Below are 16,049 nucleotides of genomic sequence, written 5' to 3'. Positions count from 1 at the left end.
GCTCGACCTACTCCCCACAGGGGATGCGGCACTCAGAGTCGGAACGAACGTATGGGAACCTCAGTTCGCTGGGGCGAGGTCTTCGGCGACCCCACCGTCGCGTCCGCGATGATCGACCGCATCGTCCACCACGCCGACGTCCTCAGCCTCAAAGGCAACAGCTACCGGCTCAAAAGCCACCAGCCCGCCGCCGATACGGCATAGTAGAAACACACATAGTGGTCCTGTTTTCAAACGGCACTATTGGCCCTGTTTTGGGTCGGCGTCAACAAACGCGATATTTCTTTCCCGACGCAGTCGTGTATGAAGTCACACTTCCCACGTTCGCAACCCCTCTCCCAACAGATGTCGAAATCATTTTCTTCGAGGAATGCCCAGACGGTGATACCGCCTGGGCATCAAAAATGTTGCTCTTCAGCTGCTCGACAATGGTCGTCCTATTTTGCGAGCGATAGCGCCTGCGCCATGACGGAATCGGAAATCGCCAGATTCCCACCGAGGATCACGATCTTCGTTGGCTTCAACCGCGTTAGCTCGGCGCCGATCACTGCGGGAATACCGTTCGGCTGGACGAGGAGCACTGGACCGCCATTCACGACCGCTGCAGACCCGCCCGAAAGAGCATCCTGGTAGGTGGCCCCAGTTGCGAGGTACACCACCGGAACCCCGGTTGCAAAGGTTCCGGCCGATACGGCCGCTGACGTTCCGTACGCATCAGGTCCCCAAAGTCTGGTCGTCGGTGCGATTCCTGCCAGCGCCGCCGCAACACCGTCTGAAATGGCCAGGTTTCCACCCAAGATGATTATCCGTGCGGGACGAAGCCGGGCCAGCTCAGTTGCGATCACGCCTGGAATTCCGTTCGGTTGAACCAGCAGGACCGGCCCCTTGTTTATGCCAGCCGCGGGCGCGCCCGACAGGGCATCCTGGTAGGTGTCCCCAGTGGCGATGTAGGCGACCGGCACGCCGGGGGCGAACGTACCTGCCGATACCGCGGCTGACGTGCCGTAGGCGTCAGGACCCCACAATCTGGTCGTCGGCGCAAGCCCTGAAAGGGTCGCGAACACTCCGTCCGAGACGGCAAGGTTTCCGCCGAGCACGACGATGCGAGCCGGTCGGAGTCGCGCCAGCTCCGCGGCGATCACGCCCGGGATCCCGTTCTGTTGAACGAGAAGGACAGGCCCTTTGTTCACCCCCGCCGCAGGCGCACCAGACAGCGCGTCCTGGTAGGTTTCTCCGGTTGCTACGTACGCCACGGGAACCCCCGCGGCAAATGAACCCGCGGACACGGCCGCCGAGGTTCCGTAAGCGTCAGGACCCCACAACCGTGCGACGGTGGCCGCGGCAGCCGGGGCAACCGGGGTAGTCGCAGGGCTCGATGCTGCCACCGAGGGCAGGCCCGTCTGCGAGCCCGTGATCGTTACGGTCACCGCCTTGCCGACATCCCCCAGTACCGGCGTGTACGTTGCCGTCGTGGCTCCAGCGACAGCAACGCCAGCCACGAACCACTGGTATGCGAAGGTGACGGTAGCCGGAGCCCAAACGCCAGGAAGGGCCGTGAGAACCAGACCGACCCCAGGCACTCCGGAAATGGTGGGGATTGCAGACGTCACGGCGGTCGCCGGTGCGCCAACGGTGTCGTACAGGGCGTAGTCATCGGTGACCAGAGTGCCATTCGAGATAAGGTTGAGCCCGAAGCTGAGCCCGGTGGATCCTGCCGGGACCGGGGGCGTGTCCCAAGCCACCTGGGTATATGTCGTCGAGGGCAAGTACTGAGGACCAGACGTCCAATAGATCCAGCCACCGACGGCATTTCGGTAGTAAACATCGAACTGCGTGTTGGCCGTCGAGGTGTACCACGCCCGAAGCGAGTAGGTATGACCGGGAGTGGCCGTCGGCGCACAGGTGCCGAGGTCCTGCGTGAGTGCGAGCTTCGCGTCTCCCGTGACCAGACCTGTCACGACCAGTTGTTCAGCGGCGGTTCCTGTGTGTGCGGCGGTCACGGTACTGAACGTCCTCGTGCTGATACCGAATCCACCCGGCTGCCAGCACTGCGGCGTCTGTCCAACGGCTCCGGGCGTCTCGAGGCTTGGGTTGAGCACAGCGTTCTCGCCTGGGCCGGGAGCGGCGCGGAAAGTGTTGGTCGAGGTGACGAGGGGCTTGACAGCCCCGCCGATGACCTGCGCGACCGTCTTGACGGTCGTGTTGTTCGTGGCGGCGCGGAGTTTGAGCCAGTCAACGAATTGCTGGAGCAGCGTCGGGGTGATCGTCAGATTCAGCGGGTCACATGCCCCGGTGCAGACGTGGTGCAGAGTCAGCTGAACCCAGCCACCGCCCGCCGTCTCCGCATCGGTCACAGTCTTCTGCAGGTCCGCGAGCGTCCACGTTGAGTCGATCTCGTCGGGGGCACGAGTCTCGAAGGCATTCAGCGGCGGTATCGTCTCAGCGAAGAGACCGGCAGTACCGCCAAACCGCGTGAACGTGTCACCGAGGTTGCGGGCGCTATTGAAGCCGCAGGCTTGCACAGCAGCGGAGACGGCCGGGTTCAGACTCGCGTACGGGTAGGCAAAGTCCGTGGTGGGGTAGCCCCAGCCGGCGAGGGTATTCCTGCCCTGACAGATCTGTTTCGTGACCTCATCCGCTGGGACGAGCGTTAGGTCGGGATGGCTGACGGTGTGTCCCCCGATCTCGTGGCCTCCGGCCTTGAGAGTGGCCAGGTCAGCCTGGGTCATGTAATCTTGGGCGCCGATCCAACCGGTAGCGATGAAGAATGTGCCCTTCATGCCGGCGGAGTCGAAAATCGGCAGCGCGGCCATCTGGTCTGCGTTGCCATCATCAAAAGTGAAACTCACGACCGTGGGAGGATCTGTGATCGCGGCCTGCGCGGGCGCCATCCCGAGCGATAGAGCCAGCCCGACCCCGGTGAGTACAGCCATGTTGCGCAGCAGCATTCGGCGGCGACTTGAAAGTTCATACATGATGTCTGTGCTCCTCAATGGTGTTCGGCAGCTGGTCGACGGTGACGCGCTATCCCGGGAGTTGACGTGAGGTGAGACGCAGAAAGGTGCCCGGTGCCTCAGTCTTAGTTTCGAACAGGTGCCAGAGCAATGGCTCGTCGGGACTCTGCGGGTTTCGCGCTGGTATCACGCACACGCATGTGGTTAACCGAACGATCCTCTACTGGCGCGCTCGTTTAATGGCGTGTAGGGGTGCTCGAAGCGAGTTGAACGGGCAATTCCGGAACGAGCCAATCGTGTCTAAGGTGAAGCGTTGCCGATCCTCGGCAAACAGAGCGAAGGGCGAACCCGAGTTGCGCAGAAATCTCTACGTGTCGGTGCGGCTCTGGACGGAGAGCGCGAAGACAAAATCGAACGGTCAAATGGGCGCGAATTCAATTTGAGCTTCGAAAGCGGCATCCGTAAATGGCACTTATGCCCCGTTACTTTCTTCGTAGTCTTCTTCGCAGCCTCAATCGGCGTGACCTGTGCGGGCGTTGTAACCGGGCCTGACTGGCATCAAGTGATCGCTGAGAGGGGCTGGGTCGGGACTCGTCCCAGACCGTTCGCCATTTGGATGCCAAGACCTGATGCCGCGGTTCCAGGCTAGCGAAGCCAGGGATGGGAGCACTCATGACAGTGCGGTCGCCCTCAACCGGGCTGGCAGGCACCTTTTCGCCAAGGCCGTGCCCAACGAGGAAGCCAAGCTGCGGGACCCGGTCGGGCGGCAGAAGAGACACGGCCAGATCCTGTTCACCATGGACCGACCAGCCACGATCGGCGCGTTGCCGATCGGTGTCGCGCAGGCCGACAAAGTGCTCGTGGGTTCGGGCGGGCTTCACCATATGCCGGATCGCGGACCTCCACACTGCTGAAGCGAAGACCGACGCCCGGGATGGGGCCATCGTCGCGTAAACGGCTGGCCCTGCCATACGCTTGCGGTCCATCCAACTCGCCGCCTACGCCGGACTCGCCCCAGTAACCCGGCTCTCCGGTACATCCATCCATGGCTATCACCCATCCCGTCGAAAAGAGGATCCTCAAATGGGCCTTGTTTTTCTCTGCGCTCACCGCGCATCGAGATCCGGTCTGACGGACCTACGACCATCGCAAGGTCGCCCAAGGCAATAACACAACCACGCCCTCGTCTCCCTCGCCCGACGTCGCTATGACGTCCTTTACGCCATACTCCGCGTCGGCACTTAATAGCTCACGCCGGCCGCTAGCTCGTCGCTCGATGAAAACATAAGGGCGCCCTCCTGAACAGGAGATCTTGATCTAATTCTCTCGGTTGCCCTCGTCGACGCCGGGAGTTGGAATACCGAGCACCTTCAGCTGTTCCCGATACTGTTCCGCACGCAGGTCGCCAGCAGCGAAGCGCTCGTCCAGAATCAAACGGGCTTTGCTCGGCTGCGCGGCTCCCACATCGGGCATCGACGCCGCCTGCTGACCGTTGCGCTGCGCCGAGCCACCACCGGAGCGAACCGCCCAAATAACGAGCAGCACGATGCCTACGATGACCAGTAGCCCAAACGGCCAACCCCACGCCATGTTAATTCCGTTGCCCCACATCATTTTGTCTCCTTCGTTTGTTCGGTTTTGATTGATTGAGAGTCTCCGCGGCTTCCGCTGAGCCCGTCACTTTCAGGTGACGGTGAGTTCTTGGTACATCCCGGCGGCATAGTGGCCTGGCAGGTTGCAGATGACTTCGTACCGTCCCGGTGGGAGGTCGAGGGTCACCCAGCCGGCGCTGCCTGGGGCGATACCGGTACCTTCACCGGCCTTGCACGTGGCGGAGGCCTCGCCAAGGCTGGCGGTTTCGTCGATTTTGTGCTCGCCGGAGATCGACCGGCTACCCGCGACGTGCGAATCCACGAGCGGAAGTATGACGAGCTCGTGGCTGATGCTGCCGTCATTGGTGGCGAGGAAGGATACGGTTCCCGAACTGACGCTCGACCGGTCGAGGCTGAGATTCATGGCACCGCGGTGCATCATTCCGTTCCCGGTGTTGCCACCCATCATCCCGTTGTCGCCGCCCATCATGGAACCCCCCATGTTCCGCAGCGACACGTTCACGACGGTGCCAGCAAGCTGTGGCGTTGCGCAGGACGATCCGGCCGCCGCACCAAAATCCGGCCCCCTGCCGCTCATGGCGCTGACGGCACCGACGGACAGCCCGGTGAGACCGATGATCGTCGCGGCCGCGCCAGCGATCGCGGTAGCGGTGAGTATGCTCCTGCTCATGATGTTTCTCCTCCATCGAGTGGGTTGATGTTCCCCACTCTGCGCGTCCGCTGTGCAGTTCGACTGGCGTGCGTGTGGAGATGGTGTGGAGGTTTGCGGCGACGGAGTCTTCGCCCAAAGGACGCGCGTTAGGGTGAGGTATGCCCACCGTGCTGGTCGTCGAGGACGAGCGTGACATCCGCGACATCCTTCGCCGCTACCTTGAACGAGCCGGCTTCGCGGTGCTCACGGCAACGTCTGGTGTGGAGGCACTGCGCCTCCTGTCCGCGTGCGAGCTGGTGCTCCTCGATCTGGGTCTTCCCGATATCGACGGAACCGACATCCTCCGGGAAATCCACACTCTCGGAACCGTCCCGGTGATCGTCCTCACGGCGCGCAGCACGACGGAGGACCGCATCCAGGGGCTGGAACTCGGTGCAGACGACTATGTGACGAAGCCGTTCAGCCCCCACGAAGTCGTGCTGCGCGTGCAGGCCGTGTTACATCGGTATGGCGGTTCGACGACCACAACGGGGCCGACAAGCTACGGCGGCCGACGGTTGCGAATCGATGACAGTGCCCACCAGGCGTGGCTCGACGGCGCCGCGCTCGACCTGACTCCGACCGAATGGGGACTCCTCGCGGCGGTATCGACCGCTCCTGGGCGGGTCTACTCGCGGTATGAGCTGGTGAATCGGGTGCGCGGCTACGAATACGCCGGGTATGAGCGCACCATCGACTCCCACATCAAGAATCTGCGCCACAAGCTCGGGCCGGGCGGCGCCGACATCATCGAGACGGTCCTCGGCGTCGGTTATCGTCTTGCGCTCCGTCAGGACGAGCCGTCATGAGGATCCTGGGCCTCGGCTCGCTGGGACGCCGGCTCCTGCTCGCATTCGCACTCGTGGCCGTGTCGTCGGTGCTCGTGCTCAGCGTCGCCGCCCTGGTCGGCGTGGATCGAGGCGTGCAGGTCACGCAGCAGGCCGACCGACAGCAGATCGCGGACTCCGCGGCCGCAGCAGCCGCCGATGCTTATCGATCGGCCGGAGACTGGGCGACAGCGGAACTGGGCCGCACCCTCGCAATCGGTGACGCCGCATCCGCCGGGCTCACTGTGGTGGACATGACGGGTACGCCTGTCCAGTCGAGAGATGGAATGATGGGCGGCAACGCCGACGGGCAGGGCATGGGAATGGGGTCGGCTATGGGCCAGACCGTGGCCTCGGCACCGGTCATGGTCGACGGCGCCCAGGTTGGCACGGTTCGGATGACGTTCGGCATGATGGCCGGGACAACCGTGTTCGACGTCACCTGGTCCTGGATCGCCGTCGCCGCCGTCGTCGCCCTCGTGATCGCGCTCGGCGCGAGCTGGTTCGTCACCCGGCTGCTCGTCCGCCCGATCCGGGCCATGACGGATGCCGCCCGGTCGTTCACGACCGGAGACCGGCAGGCTCGGGCCACCGAGCCGGCTCCGGGTGAGCTCGGCGAGCTGGCCTCCGCGTTCAACGGCATGGCCGACGCGGTCGTCCGCTCCGATCGTGATCGGCGCACTCTCACCGCGGACGTGGCCCATGAGTTGCGCACCCCGCTCGCGGCCCTTCAGGCCGGCCTGGAGGAACTGCGTGACGGCCTCGTGGAGCCGACACCCGAAAGCCTCGCGGGGCTGCATGACCAGTCGCTGCGGCTCGGACGCATCGTCGCGGACCTGGCCGAACTGTCGGCGGTCGAGACGGCAGGACTGTCACTGCACCTCGCCGCCGTCGACCTCGCCCAGGTCGCCCGCGCCGCCCTGTCCGAGTGGGAGCCGCGGCTGCGGGCTGCCGGTCTCACCATCATCGCGGAGCCGGTCGGGCCGGCCTGGGTGCGCGCAGACGCCGACCGGATGCACCAGGCCGTCGGCAACCTGCTTGCCAACACCGCCCGCTACTGCCGGCCGGGCGATTACGTGACCGTGACCGTGACGGTCGACGACGGCCGGGCGGTACTGGCTGTCGGCGATACCGGCCCCGGCATCGCCGCCGACGAGCTCCCGCACATCTTCGACCGGCTCTGGCGGGGCCGGGAGGCGGCACACGTGTCCGGCTCGGGTATCGGCCTCGCCCTGGTCCGCGAACTCGTCATCGGGCACGGTGGCACCGTCGATGCGACGTCCGCGCCGGGAACGGGAACGGGAATCACCATTCGGCTGCCGGGAACACGGGCTCCCGGAATCGGGGCCCGATAACCACCGACGTCTCTGTTAACACGGTTCCCTGAGTGAGCTGGCGCGCGTTCTTGAATTTGTGTGACCTAAAGTGGGGCCTAATGTCCCAGAACAACGTAAGCAATCCAACAGTCGATGACGTAGCTCGACTGGCCGGCGTTTCCATCGCGACCGTGTCTCGTGTTCTCAATGGGTCCGCACGCGTCAGTGACGACAGGCTGACGCGGGTTCGCGCCGCGGTTAACGAACTCGGGTTCCGGCCGAACTCAGCAGCCCGTTCCTTGGCAAGCCGCCGTGCCAGCATTGTTGCGGTACTGGCCGGAACCACGTTGGCCTTCGAACAAGCGGAGATCATCCGAGGCATCGAGGAGAGTGCCCGAGAAGCGGGTTACCTCATGAGCCTCACCGCGGTCGGCGATGCCGACGACGACAGCATCGATCAGTCTCTGTCGCTCGTCCTTGACCAGGCAATTGCTGGTGTGATCGTGCTCACCTCCGATGCGGCAGGGGTTGCCACGCTCCACCGAATCCCAGAAGGAATCTTCACGGTCGCTTCGGCAGGATCGCCCGAAACAGTCGTACCGCACGTTCCACTGCATGACTCTGGAGCAGCGGAGGAACTCGTGGCCTACCTCCTGGGGCTCGGTCATACGACGGTGCACTGTGTCGGCGTTCGCGCCTCGCCGAATGAGGACGAACGGATCGTGGGCTGGCGCCGTGCCCTTCGTGCAGCGGGGGCCGCGATTCCGGAGGTCATTCATTCCAGTGAAGAACCGAACTCGGGATGCGCCATTGGACGCCAATTGGCCCGCTCGCCTCACGTCACAGCGGTCTTCTGTGGCAGTGACGTTCTCGCCATGGAAGTCATGCGCGGTCTCGCCGAAGGCGGAAGATCTGTCCCTGCTGAGGTCAGTGTCGTTGGTTTCGGCGACCATCCGCTTTCGGCGTTGTGGTGTCCCGCGCTGACGACAGTGAAACAAGACTTCGCCGGAGTGGGCAATCGCGCTTTCTTGGTACTTGAGGGGTTGATAGCGGGTTCCCTCGGGCGAGGGTTTGCCTCGGACGGTCCGGCTCTTGTCATCCGTGAGAGTGCGGCACCACCCGCCAAGTCGAGCGGTGCCGCACCGGTCTGATATCACGCGATCACTCTGATGCTGCGCTGGCCATCAGGCGTGGGTAGTCGACCGCTCCGCTGCCGTACTCGTGGAGCGAGAGGGGTCAATGGCCACGTCAAGCCCGCGGAATCCGCGGAGCCGGAGGCTGTTGCTGACCACGAAGATCGAGGACAGCGCCATTGCGGCGCCGGCGATCAGGGGGTTGAGCAGGCCGAGCATGGCGAGCGGGATCGCGGCCACGTTGTAGGCGAAGGCCCAGAACAGGTTCGCCTTGATCGTGGCGAGCGTGCGCCGGGACAGCCGGATGGCATCCGCTGCCGCGACGAGGTCGCTGCGGATGAGGGTGAGGTCGCTCGCCTCGATCGCGACGTCGGTGCCGGTGCCCATGGCGATGCCGAGGTCGGCGGTGGCGAGCGCGACGGCGTCGTTCACGCCGTCGCCGACCATGGCAACGACCCGGCCCTGCGCCTGGAGCGCACGGATGACCTCGGCCTTCTCAGCGGGGAGAACCCCGGCGCGCACGTCGTCGATGCCAACCAGGGTGCCGACGCTGCGGGCGACGGTCGCGTTGTCCCCGGTCAGGAGCACCGGGGTCAGGCCCAGGCGGCGGAACTCGGTGATCGCGGCGGCGCTCGTGTCCTTGACGGTGTCTGCAACGGCGAGGATGCCGCGGGCCACCCCGTCCCAGGCCACGGCGACACTCGTCTGACCTTGATTCTCACAGGCGGCCAGAGCGTTAGCCAGTTCGGGCGGGAAAGCGATGGCGGCGTGGTCGGTCAGCCACTGCGGGCGGCCGACCAAGACAATCCGGCCGTCGACGACAGCTTGCACACCGAGGCCGTCTGCGGATTGGAACGATTCCGCCGTGGGAAGTACGGCGATCCGGTCACGCGCGCCGGAAACGATGGCGCGGGCGACCGGGTGTTCGGAGCCCGCTTCTGCGGCGGCCGCGAAGCCGAGAAGCTCAACTTCACTGAGGGCGCCGATGGGTACGACCGCGACGAGGGTCATTTGCCCGGTGGTCACGGTGCCCGTCTTGTCGAGCACGATCGTGTCGACGCGCCGGGTGGACTCCAGGACCTGCGGGCCTTTGATCAGGATGCCGAGCTGCGCGCCACGGCCGGTGCCGACGAGCAGGGCCGTCGGGGTGGCCAGCCCGAGCGCGCACGGGCAGGCGATGATCAGGGTCGCGACGGCGGCGGTGAAGGCGACGACCGGTCCGGCGCCCAGGCTCAGCCAGACCACGAGGGTGCCCAGGGCGAGGGCGATCACGATGGGCACAAACACTGCGGATACCCGATCCGCCAGACGTTGGACATCCGCTTTGCCGGTCTGGGCCTGCTCGACGAGGCGCCCGAGTTGGGCGAGCTCGGTGTCGGCGCCGATCCGGGTAGCCCGGACGACGAGCCTGCCGCCCGAGTTGAGAGTCGCCCCGACAACGACGGCGCCCGGACCGACTTCGACCGGAACCGCTTCGCCGGTGAGCATGCTCGCGTCGATCGCCGACACGCCCTCGACCACGACACCATCCGTTGAAATCTTCTCGCCCGGGCGCACCACGAACAGGTCACCGACGACGAGCGAGGAGGTCGGCACGATGGTTTCGACGCCGTCGCGGAGGAGTGCGGTTTCCTTGCTTCCCAGCTCGAGCAGCGCACGTAGTGCCGCGCCGGATCGTTTTTTGGCGCGTGCTTCGAAGTAGCGTCCAGCAAGGATGAAGACGGTGACCGCGGATGCGACCTCGAGGTAGATCTCGCTCGCGCCACCATCAGCTCTGGCCGTGAAGCTGAATGCCATGGTCATACCGGGCATGCCCGCCGTACCGAAGAAAAGCGCGAAGAGCGACCAGCCTAGGGCGGCCAACACACCGATGCTGATGAGCGTGTCCATAGTGGCCGCACCGTGCCGAAAGTTCGTCCAGGCGGCCCGGTGGAACGGCCAGGCACCCCAGACGGCGACGGGTGCAGCCAGAGTCAGGGCGAGCCATTGCCAGTTGATGAACTGCAGCGGCGGAATTGCCGACATCGCGACGACCGGCGCTGCCAGAATCGCGGAAACGATCAGTCGTTGGCGGAGACTGGCGACGTCTCGGTCTTGCTGGCTCGGGGCCTCGTCGGCAACTGCCTCCGGCGGTTTCGGACGCTCGGCCGTGTATCCGGTTTCTTCGATCACGGCGATCGCCTGAGCGACAGTCGTGCCCTCCGGCACAAAGACGCTGGCCTTCTCGGTCGCATAGTTCACCGTGGCCTCGACCCCGGGCATGCGGTTGAGCTTCTTCTCAATGCGCGCAGCACACGAGGTGCACGTCATCCCGCCAACAAGAAGGTCGACGTGTTCGCCGCCCATCCGGACGCCGCTCATCAGGACTCAGCGACCAACTCGTAGCCGGCCTCGTCGATGGCCGCGGCGACAGCCGTGCGATCGAGCGGGGCGCCGGTAACAGTGACGAGGGAGACTCCGCCGGGGACGAGGTCAACGTTCACATCCTCAGGGCGAGCCAACTTGCCGATTTCCTTCGTCACGCTGGCCACACAGTGTGAGCACGTCATTCCCAGCACCCGAAAGGTGTTCGTCGCCCCGTCGGCCGGAGCGGCGGCCTGATTGGCCCTGGACTGAGTGTGTGTCCCGCAGGCGCAGGAGGCGTCGGTCAGGCCCAGGTCGTTTACTGTGGTTTCGCTCATGAGTGATACGTCCTTTCGGTTACCCCAACGGGGTATATTCCCACTATACCCCTTGGGGGTACCAAAATGCCACCGGGTCCGGTACGCGCGACGATTACGAACGCACTAGGCGGGCGATGGCGTCGTAGGCTTCCTTGATTTTGGCCTCTGCCTCGTCTCCACCGCGCACCGCGGCGTCGAGCACACAATGGTTGAGGTGGTCGTTGAGGAGTCCGAGAGCCACTGACTGCAGCGCGCTGGTCATCGCAGACACTTGGGTGAGGATGTCGATGCAGTATTTCTCGTCAGTGACCATGCCTTGGAGCCCGCGGGCTTGGCCCTCGATTCGACGCAGCCGCTTCAGATAGTCGTCCTTGTTGGAGATGTAGCCGTGCGGTCCGCTATGGAGCTCCGCACCCGCAGGTGTTGCGCTCACGTTTGTCATGGCTGGTTTACCCTTCCTTCGCACGATCGTTCATACCCCCCTATGGTACAGGACGTTGGATCCCCAATACGGGTCTCAGAGCGTCGGGCATGACGACCGTGGACACAGCCCAGAAGATCGCTGATGCCGCCTCACACCTGGCGATCGCCGCGGTCAGGGATGGCTTGCGAGTGCACTGCGCGCACGGGCCGTGAGCATGCGACTTTGGAGACAAACCCGCGCACCTGCCTGCGCGCCACACCATACGACGCATCGCTGATTTTCGATCTCAGGCTCAGGATGCGGCTTGTCGGCCTGCCGCAGGAGATCCGATGACCGGGGGCTTTCCAGTCTGGGCCCGAACCCTTTGCATGATCCTGTGACCGAGCGGCACTAGCCTAGCGACACGGCAGACCTTCAAAGCGGCGCAAGTGTTCACTGTCCATAACCGCATGGGACTGTCTATGTCCAACACTAAGGAATTGAAATGGCGGCCTTGAGAGAATTCACGAAGACCAACCTGAATAAACAGGGATTTGGAGGTCTCGATGATGACGCCAAGTCCTGTTACGCAGGGCCCCTACGATTCACTCCGGCAGTAGGCACCGTCCTAATCCTTGTCGGATTGGCTCTACAGTCGCCTATCTTTCTTGGAGTGGGGGCAATCGTTCCCCTCACCGGGGCGTTATTCCCTCGTGGCATGATTCTCGATTTGGTTTACAACTTGGGCGTACGCCACATGTTTCGCGCGCCCCCGCTTCCCCCCACGCCGCGTCCCCGGCAGTTTTCCTACCTCCTGTCCACCGTGCTCATTGCCGGTTCAGCCTTGTCCTTCTACTACGGAGTGTCAGCGTTGGGATTCGTCCTGGGAGGAGCGGTCGCTCTGGGAGGCACGATACTCACCACCACTCATTGGTGCCTCGGATCGTGGTTCTACAGACTTCTTTTCCCCCACGCAGCGACAAGGTAACCGGCGGGAACGCGTTCACAAGGCCATTATCCACAGCTTGAACACTCCCCGGACAGCCACCACCACCAACACCTATCAGCCTGAATTCTCCTGCGGCTGCCGCCCGGCTCAGGAAGTTGCCAGCTGGCTGCGAGTTCTCCGCGTACGCTAGGGGGGTATGTGCTGGCTTTTCGCCGGCGACGCGGACACGGGAGAGGAGAGTCGCGCATGTCTCGACGCTCCGGTACTTCCGGTTCCCGACCACGCGCTCTGAGTCGTGCCCTCGCCGTTTCGCTGGCCCTCGTTGGCGTGCTGGTTAGCCTGCTCGCCTTGCATTCGATGCTCGACGCCCATGACGGTGTTCAGGGAGCGGTCGCCGGAGTCACTCAATTCTCGGCGCAGAATGGCGAGACCCCGGCCGTTGCGGACAACGTCTTAGCGACGTCGGAGGATCGGGTCGGCCCGCTGTCGGCGCTCAATACCTGCGGCACGGACTGCGCAGTGGGGTGCGCTCTGATGGCGGCAGGGTGCATCGTGCTGATCACGGTGGTCGCCATCGTCCTCCTTCTTCGGCGCCCTGCTCTCTTTCAGACGCTCAAGGACGGTGGCGGTGGCCTTGTCCGCGTCGTCGCCGAGATCCGCAATCATGTGTACTTTCCCTCACTGACACTTTTGTCGATTAGCCGTATCTGATCACGGTCATTGGCGGGGATATTGGTCTCCGTTCGCCTTCGGCGACGATCCGCACTGCTGTGTGCGTACACCCGGATCACGTCCCGATTGACCCGTCACTGTCACGGGTCCGGTCCCTCGAACCCTGAGCGGACCCCACATCGTTGGTCTTCACATGCTCCCCGCCTTCGGCGAGATTTCGGACACGTCTTATGCATTCCTCAGCGTCCCCGCGCTCCCACACCCATCGTGCTCGAGTTCACGACTCGGGCCGTCCAACCGCCTTCGGTGCGCCGGCTGAGCCGGGTACCCGCCGCGCTCGTCGCGAGTCGGAGCGTCCGCGCCGGGCTGCACCGCCGAGACAATCCACGGCTCCCAGGCGCCCGCACCCGTCCCTTCGACACCGAGTCGTAGCCTGGTCAGCGCTCCTCGCTGTTACCCTTCTTGCGGTCACGACGTCTCTGCCGGCGGTGGCGGTCTCAACGGAGGCGTCGACCACGGTGCCCTTTGTTCCCAGTGCTGCACGGCAGGGTGTTCAGTACTCGGAAGTCAGCAGCACTGTCGCAGCCGGCGTGATCACGCGCGACGGTTACTCGGTTCAAGTCATACCCAAAGTCGTCCCTAAGAAATCGTCGAGCGCCGGGCTCTCGGTGCGGTCGCTTGGCGGCCGCGATACCGGCCAGCTCCTCGGTCAGGCGTGGGCGCTCCCCGTGGCCGGATTCATCAGCGACCCTTTCGGACCGCGACTGGATCGACCCGTCGAAGGCGTCGGGCTTTTCCACGAGGGAACCGACCTGGCCGCCTCGTGCGGCACCCCGGTCGTCGCCGCCACCGGTGGCACCGTCGTGTTCGCTGCTTCGAATGGCAGCTACGGGAATTGGATTGTCATCGACCACGGAAACGGCGTCCAAACCGGATACGCCCACAACAGCAAAATGCTCGTCAGTGTCGGACAAAACGTCACCGCGGGCGAAACCATCTCCCTAGTGGGCACTACCGGTGCGTCCAGCGGCTGCCACCTCCACTTCGAAACCCACGTCGATGGCACCCAGATCGACCCGGTGCCGTTCATGAGCGCGCGAGGAGTCACTCTTGGTTGACTCGGCCGCACGTCGAGGTGGTCGCCTGGCTTCTCGTGAACCCGCGGCTCAGAGTCGCTCTTCCAAGCCGGGCCGCCCGACATGGGTCGCGGTCCTGACGGCACTGGTCCTTATTGCCTTCACGGGCATTCCGGCGCCAGCCCAAGCAACCGAGTACCCATCGTGGGGAGACGTCCAGAACGCCCGAAATAGTGAAACCGCCAAGCAAGCCCAGATCACTCAGCTCACGGATCTTATCTCGGCGTTGAACACGCAAGTAGAGACCGCGAAATTACTTCAGGCCCAGCGCAGCAGCGAGTTCGAGGCTGCCCAGGGAGCGTTCGACCAGGCGAACTACCGTGCCGGCCAGCTCCAGGGACAGGCCGACGACGCCACTCAGCGCGCCGACGCCTCCAAAAAACAGGCGGGGCGGCTGGCATCGTCCTTGTCCCGTTCCGGTGGCGCCGACCTGAGCCTGACGCTCCTCCTCAATAGTGGGAAAGCGGACGAGTTGTTGTCAGAATTGGCCCGGATGGGCAAACTCACCGAGCAAACCGACGGGATCTACAAGAAGGCGGCCAGCGAGAGGAATTCCGCGCAAGCCTTGACCGACCAGGCCACCGTGGCCAAGAGCATTCTCGCTAGCCTCTCCGAAAAGGCCCAGACGGCCCTGGTAGAAGCCACGGCGGCCGACGCCGCACTGCAGGCGAAACTTGCTGAACAGCAAGACAATGCGACCACGATGGCGGCTCAACTCGTGGTTTTACAAGAAAACCGTCAGGCGACCGAAGCGGACTTCACCAAGGGCGAACAAGCCCGGGCTGCGGCTGCGGCAGCGGCGGCAGCGGCAGCAGCCGAGGCGGCAGCCGCTAGCGCCGCTGCGAACGCGAAAGCACATGGCAGTGGGACCGGCAGCGGGCGCGATTCGGGGCAGCTGAGCGCTCAGGGCTGGGCTCTTCCCGTCTCCGGTTGGATCAGCGACCCCTTTGGACCCCGACCGAATAAGCCGGTGGCCGGGGTTGGCCCCTTTCACTACGGAACCGACCTGGCAGCAGCGTGTGGCCGATCTGTGCGTGCGGCGACGGGCGGGACCGTCGTGTACGCCGGGTACCTCGGTTCCTACGGCAATTGGATCCTGATCGATCACGGCAACGGCGTTCAAACCGGCTACGCCCACAACAGCGTTCTCCACGTCAGCGTCGGCCAGAGCGTCGGCGCCGGCGAAGTGATCTCTGACGTGGGCACGACCGGCGCGTCAAGTGGCTGCCATCTCCATTTCGAAGTTCGCGTCGATGGCGCACGCATTGATCCGCAACCCTTCATGAGCGCGCGAGGCGTGACCCTGGGCTAACACTTCCCGAGCCTCCCGCACCTATCTGTTTCGAATGTTCCCCGCGCACCATCACCACCCCGAGAAAGCCGAACGAGTCCATGATTCTCTTCGCCAGCATCCCCAGCCCCGACATCAGTTTCTTCAGCATTGGTCCGCTCCGGATCCACTTCTATGCCCTGTTCATCCTCGCCGGGATCGCGGCCGCGGTGTGGCTGACGTCCCGGCGCCTCACCCGACGCGGAGGCGAGCCCGGCCTCGTGCTGGATATCGCGCTGTGGACGGTGCCCCTCGGCATCGTGGGCGGCCGTCTGTACCATGTCGTGACTCATCCGGGAGACTATTTCTTTCCCGGCGCCGACCTCTGGAAAGCTCTCTACGTGTGGGAGGGGGGCCTGGCC

Annotated in this window: 15 protein-coding genes and 1 pseudogene; 10 read left to right on the top strand and 6 right to left on the bottom strand. The window is 64.3% G+C overall.

The window, feature by feature from the left end:
• Positions 1-51: 51 nt before the first annotated feature.
• Positions 52-204 carry an ATP-binding protein gene (locus QN357_RS11685; RefSeq protein ID WP_416347617.1) on the top strand — a complete coding sequence of 51 codons (153 nt, stop codon included), beginning with the start codon at positions 52-54 and terminating at the stop codon, positions 202-204.
• Between the two features lie 233 nt (positions 205-437).
• Here QN357_RS11685 and QN357_RS11680 read toward each other — a convergent pair whose 3' ends face one another.
• Positions 438-2,948 carry a cell wall-binding repeat-containing protein gene (locus QN357_RS11680; RefSeq protein WP_322140690.1) on the bottom strand — a complete coding sequence of 837 codons (2,511 nt, stop codon included), beginning with the start codon at positions 2,946-2,948 and terminating at the stop codon, positions 438-440.
• 996 nt (positions 2,949-3,944) lie between these two features.
• On the opposite strand from QN357_RS11680, the pseudogene QN357_RS19590 reads away from it, so the two are divergent.
• Positions 3,945-4,199 (top strand): annotated as a pseudogene (locus QN357_RS19590) (transposase); the annotation flags it as partial.
• A gap of 72 nt (positions 4,200-4,271) precedes the next feature.
• On the opposite strand, the gene QN357_RS11670 reads toward QN357_RS19590, so the two are convergent.
• Both QN357_RS11670 and QN357_RS11665 read right to left on the bottom strand, forming a co-directional pair.
• A complete protein-coding gene (locus QN357_RS11670; RefSeq protein WP_322136272.1) occupies positions 4,272-4,568 on the bottom strand; it encodes an SHOCT domain-containing protein in 297 nt (98 codons plus the stop codon).
• A 69-nt stretch (positions 4,569-4,637) separates the two neighbouring features.
• Positions 4,638-5,237 (bottom strand): sulfocyanin-like copper-binding protein, encoded by a 600-nt coding sequence (locus QN357_RS11665; protein WP_322136273.1) that lies wholly within the window; start codon positions 5,235-5,237, stop codon positions 4,638-4,640.
• A 140-nt stretch (positions 5,238-5,377) separates the two neighbouring features.
• Between QN357_RS11665 and QN357_RS11660 the strand changes: the two genes are divergently transcribed.
• From QN357_RS11660 to QN357_RS11650, 3 genes are all read left to right on the top strand, one after another.
• Entirely contained in the window at positions 5,378-6,067 is a 690-nt protein-coding gene (locus QN357_RS11660; RefSeq protein WP_322189583.1) for a response regulator transcription factor, read from the top strand.
• A complete protein-coding gene (locus QN357_RS11655) occupies positions 6,064-7,440 on the top strand; it encodes a HAMP domain-containing sensor histidine kinase (protein ID WP_322189582.1) in 1,377 nt (458 codons plus the stop codon). Before QN357_RS11660 ends, QN357_RS11655 begins: the two co-directional genes overlap by 4 nt.
• A gap of 80 nt (positions 7,441-7,520) precedes the next feature.
• Positions 7,521-8,552: a LacI family DNA-binding transcriptional regulator gene (locus tag QN357_RS11650; protein WP_323504918.1), complete on the top strand. Its 1,032-nt coding sequence runs from the start codon at positions 7,521-7,523 to the stop codon at positions 8,550-8,552.
• A gap of 33 nt (positions 8,553-8,585) precedes the next feature.
• Here the strand turns inward: QN357_RS11650 and QN357_RS11645 are convergent, their stop codons facing one another.
• From QN357_RS11645 to QN357_RS11635, 3 genes are all read right to left on the bottom strand, one after another.
• Positions 8,586-10,895 (bottom strand): heavy metal translocating P-type ATPase, encoded by a 2,310-nt coding sequence (locus QN357_RS11645; RefSeq protein ID WP_322189581.1) that lies wholly within the window; start codon positions 10,893-10,895, stop codon positions 8,586-8,588.
• On the bottom strand, positions 10,895-11,215 hold the full coding sequence (locus QN357_RS11640) for a heavy-metal-associated domain-containing protein (RefSeq protein WP_134558772.1): 321 nt from the start codon (positions 11,213-11,215) through the stop codon (positions 10,895-10,897). The genes QN357_RS11645 and QN357_RS11640 overlap by 1 nt, the downstream gene beginning before the upstream one ends.
• A gap of 94 nt (positions 11,216-11,309) precedes the next feature.
• Positions 11,310-11,639, bottom strand: a complete 330-nt coding sequence (locus tag QN357_RS11635) for a metal-sensitive transcriptional regulator (RefSeq protein WP_134558771.1) — start codon at positions 11,637-11,639, stop codon at positions 11,310-11,312.
• Between the two features lie 466 nt (positions 11,640-12,105).
• On the opposite strand from QN357_RS11635, the gene QN357_RS19585 reads away from it, so the two are divergent.
• The 5 genes from QN357_RS19585 to QN357_RS11615 form a co-directional block, all read left to right on the top strand.
• Positions 12,106-12,588 carry a DUF4395 family protein gene (locus QN357_RS19585; protein ID WP_369125151.1) on the top strand — a complete coding sequence of 161 codons (483 nt, stop codon included), beginning with the start codon at positions 12,106-12,108 and terminating at the stop codon, positions 12,586-12,588.
• A gap of 207 nt (positions 12,589-12,795) precedes the next feature.
• Positions 12,796-13,260 (top strand): hypothetical protein, encoded by a 465-nt coding sequence (locus QN357_RS11630; RefSeq protein ID WP_322136276.1) that lies wholly within the window; start codon positions 12,796-12,798, stop codon positions 13,258-13,260.
• Positions 13,261-13,811: 551 nt separating this feature from the next.
• Entirely contained in the window at positions 13,812-14,339 is a 528-nt protein-coding gene (locus QN357_RS11625; RefSeq protein WP_166788284.1) for a M23 family metallopeptidase, read from the top strand.
• Positions 14,332-15,669 carry a peptidoglycan DD-metalloendopeptidase family protein gene (locus tag QN357_RS11620; RefSeq protein WP_322140687.1) on the top strand — a complete coding sequence of 446 codons (1,338 nt, stop codon included), beginning with the start codon at positions 14,332-14,334 and terminating at the stop codon, positions 15,667-15,669. The genes QN357_RS11625 and QN357_RS11620 overlap by 8 nt, the downstream gene beginning before the upstream one ends.
• Before the next feature lie 80 nt (positions 15,670-15,749).
• Positions 15,750-16,049 (top strand): prolipoprotein diacylglyceryl transferase family protein (locus QN357_RS11615; protein WP_323504916.1); only part of this gene is annotated, 300 nt, incomplete at its 3' end.

The sequence above is a fragment of the Cryobacterium sp. RTC2.1 genome (genome assembly GCF_035018685.1).
GTDB classification, from domain to species: domain Bacteria; phylum Actinomycetota; class Actinomycetes; order Actinomycetales; family Microbacteriaceae; genus Cryobacterium; species Cryobacterium glucosi.
Note: the sequence above shows the minus strand (reverse complement) of the source record. Positions and strands in the feature narration are given on the sequence as shown.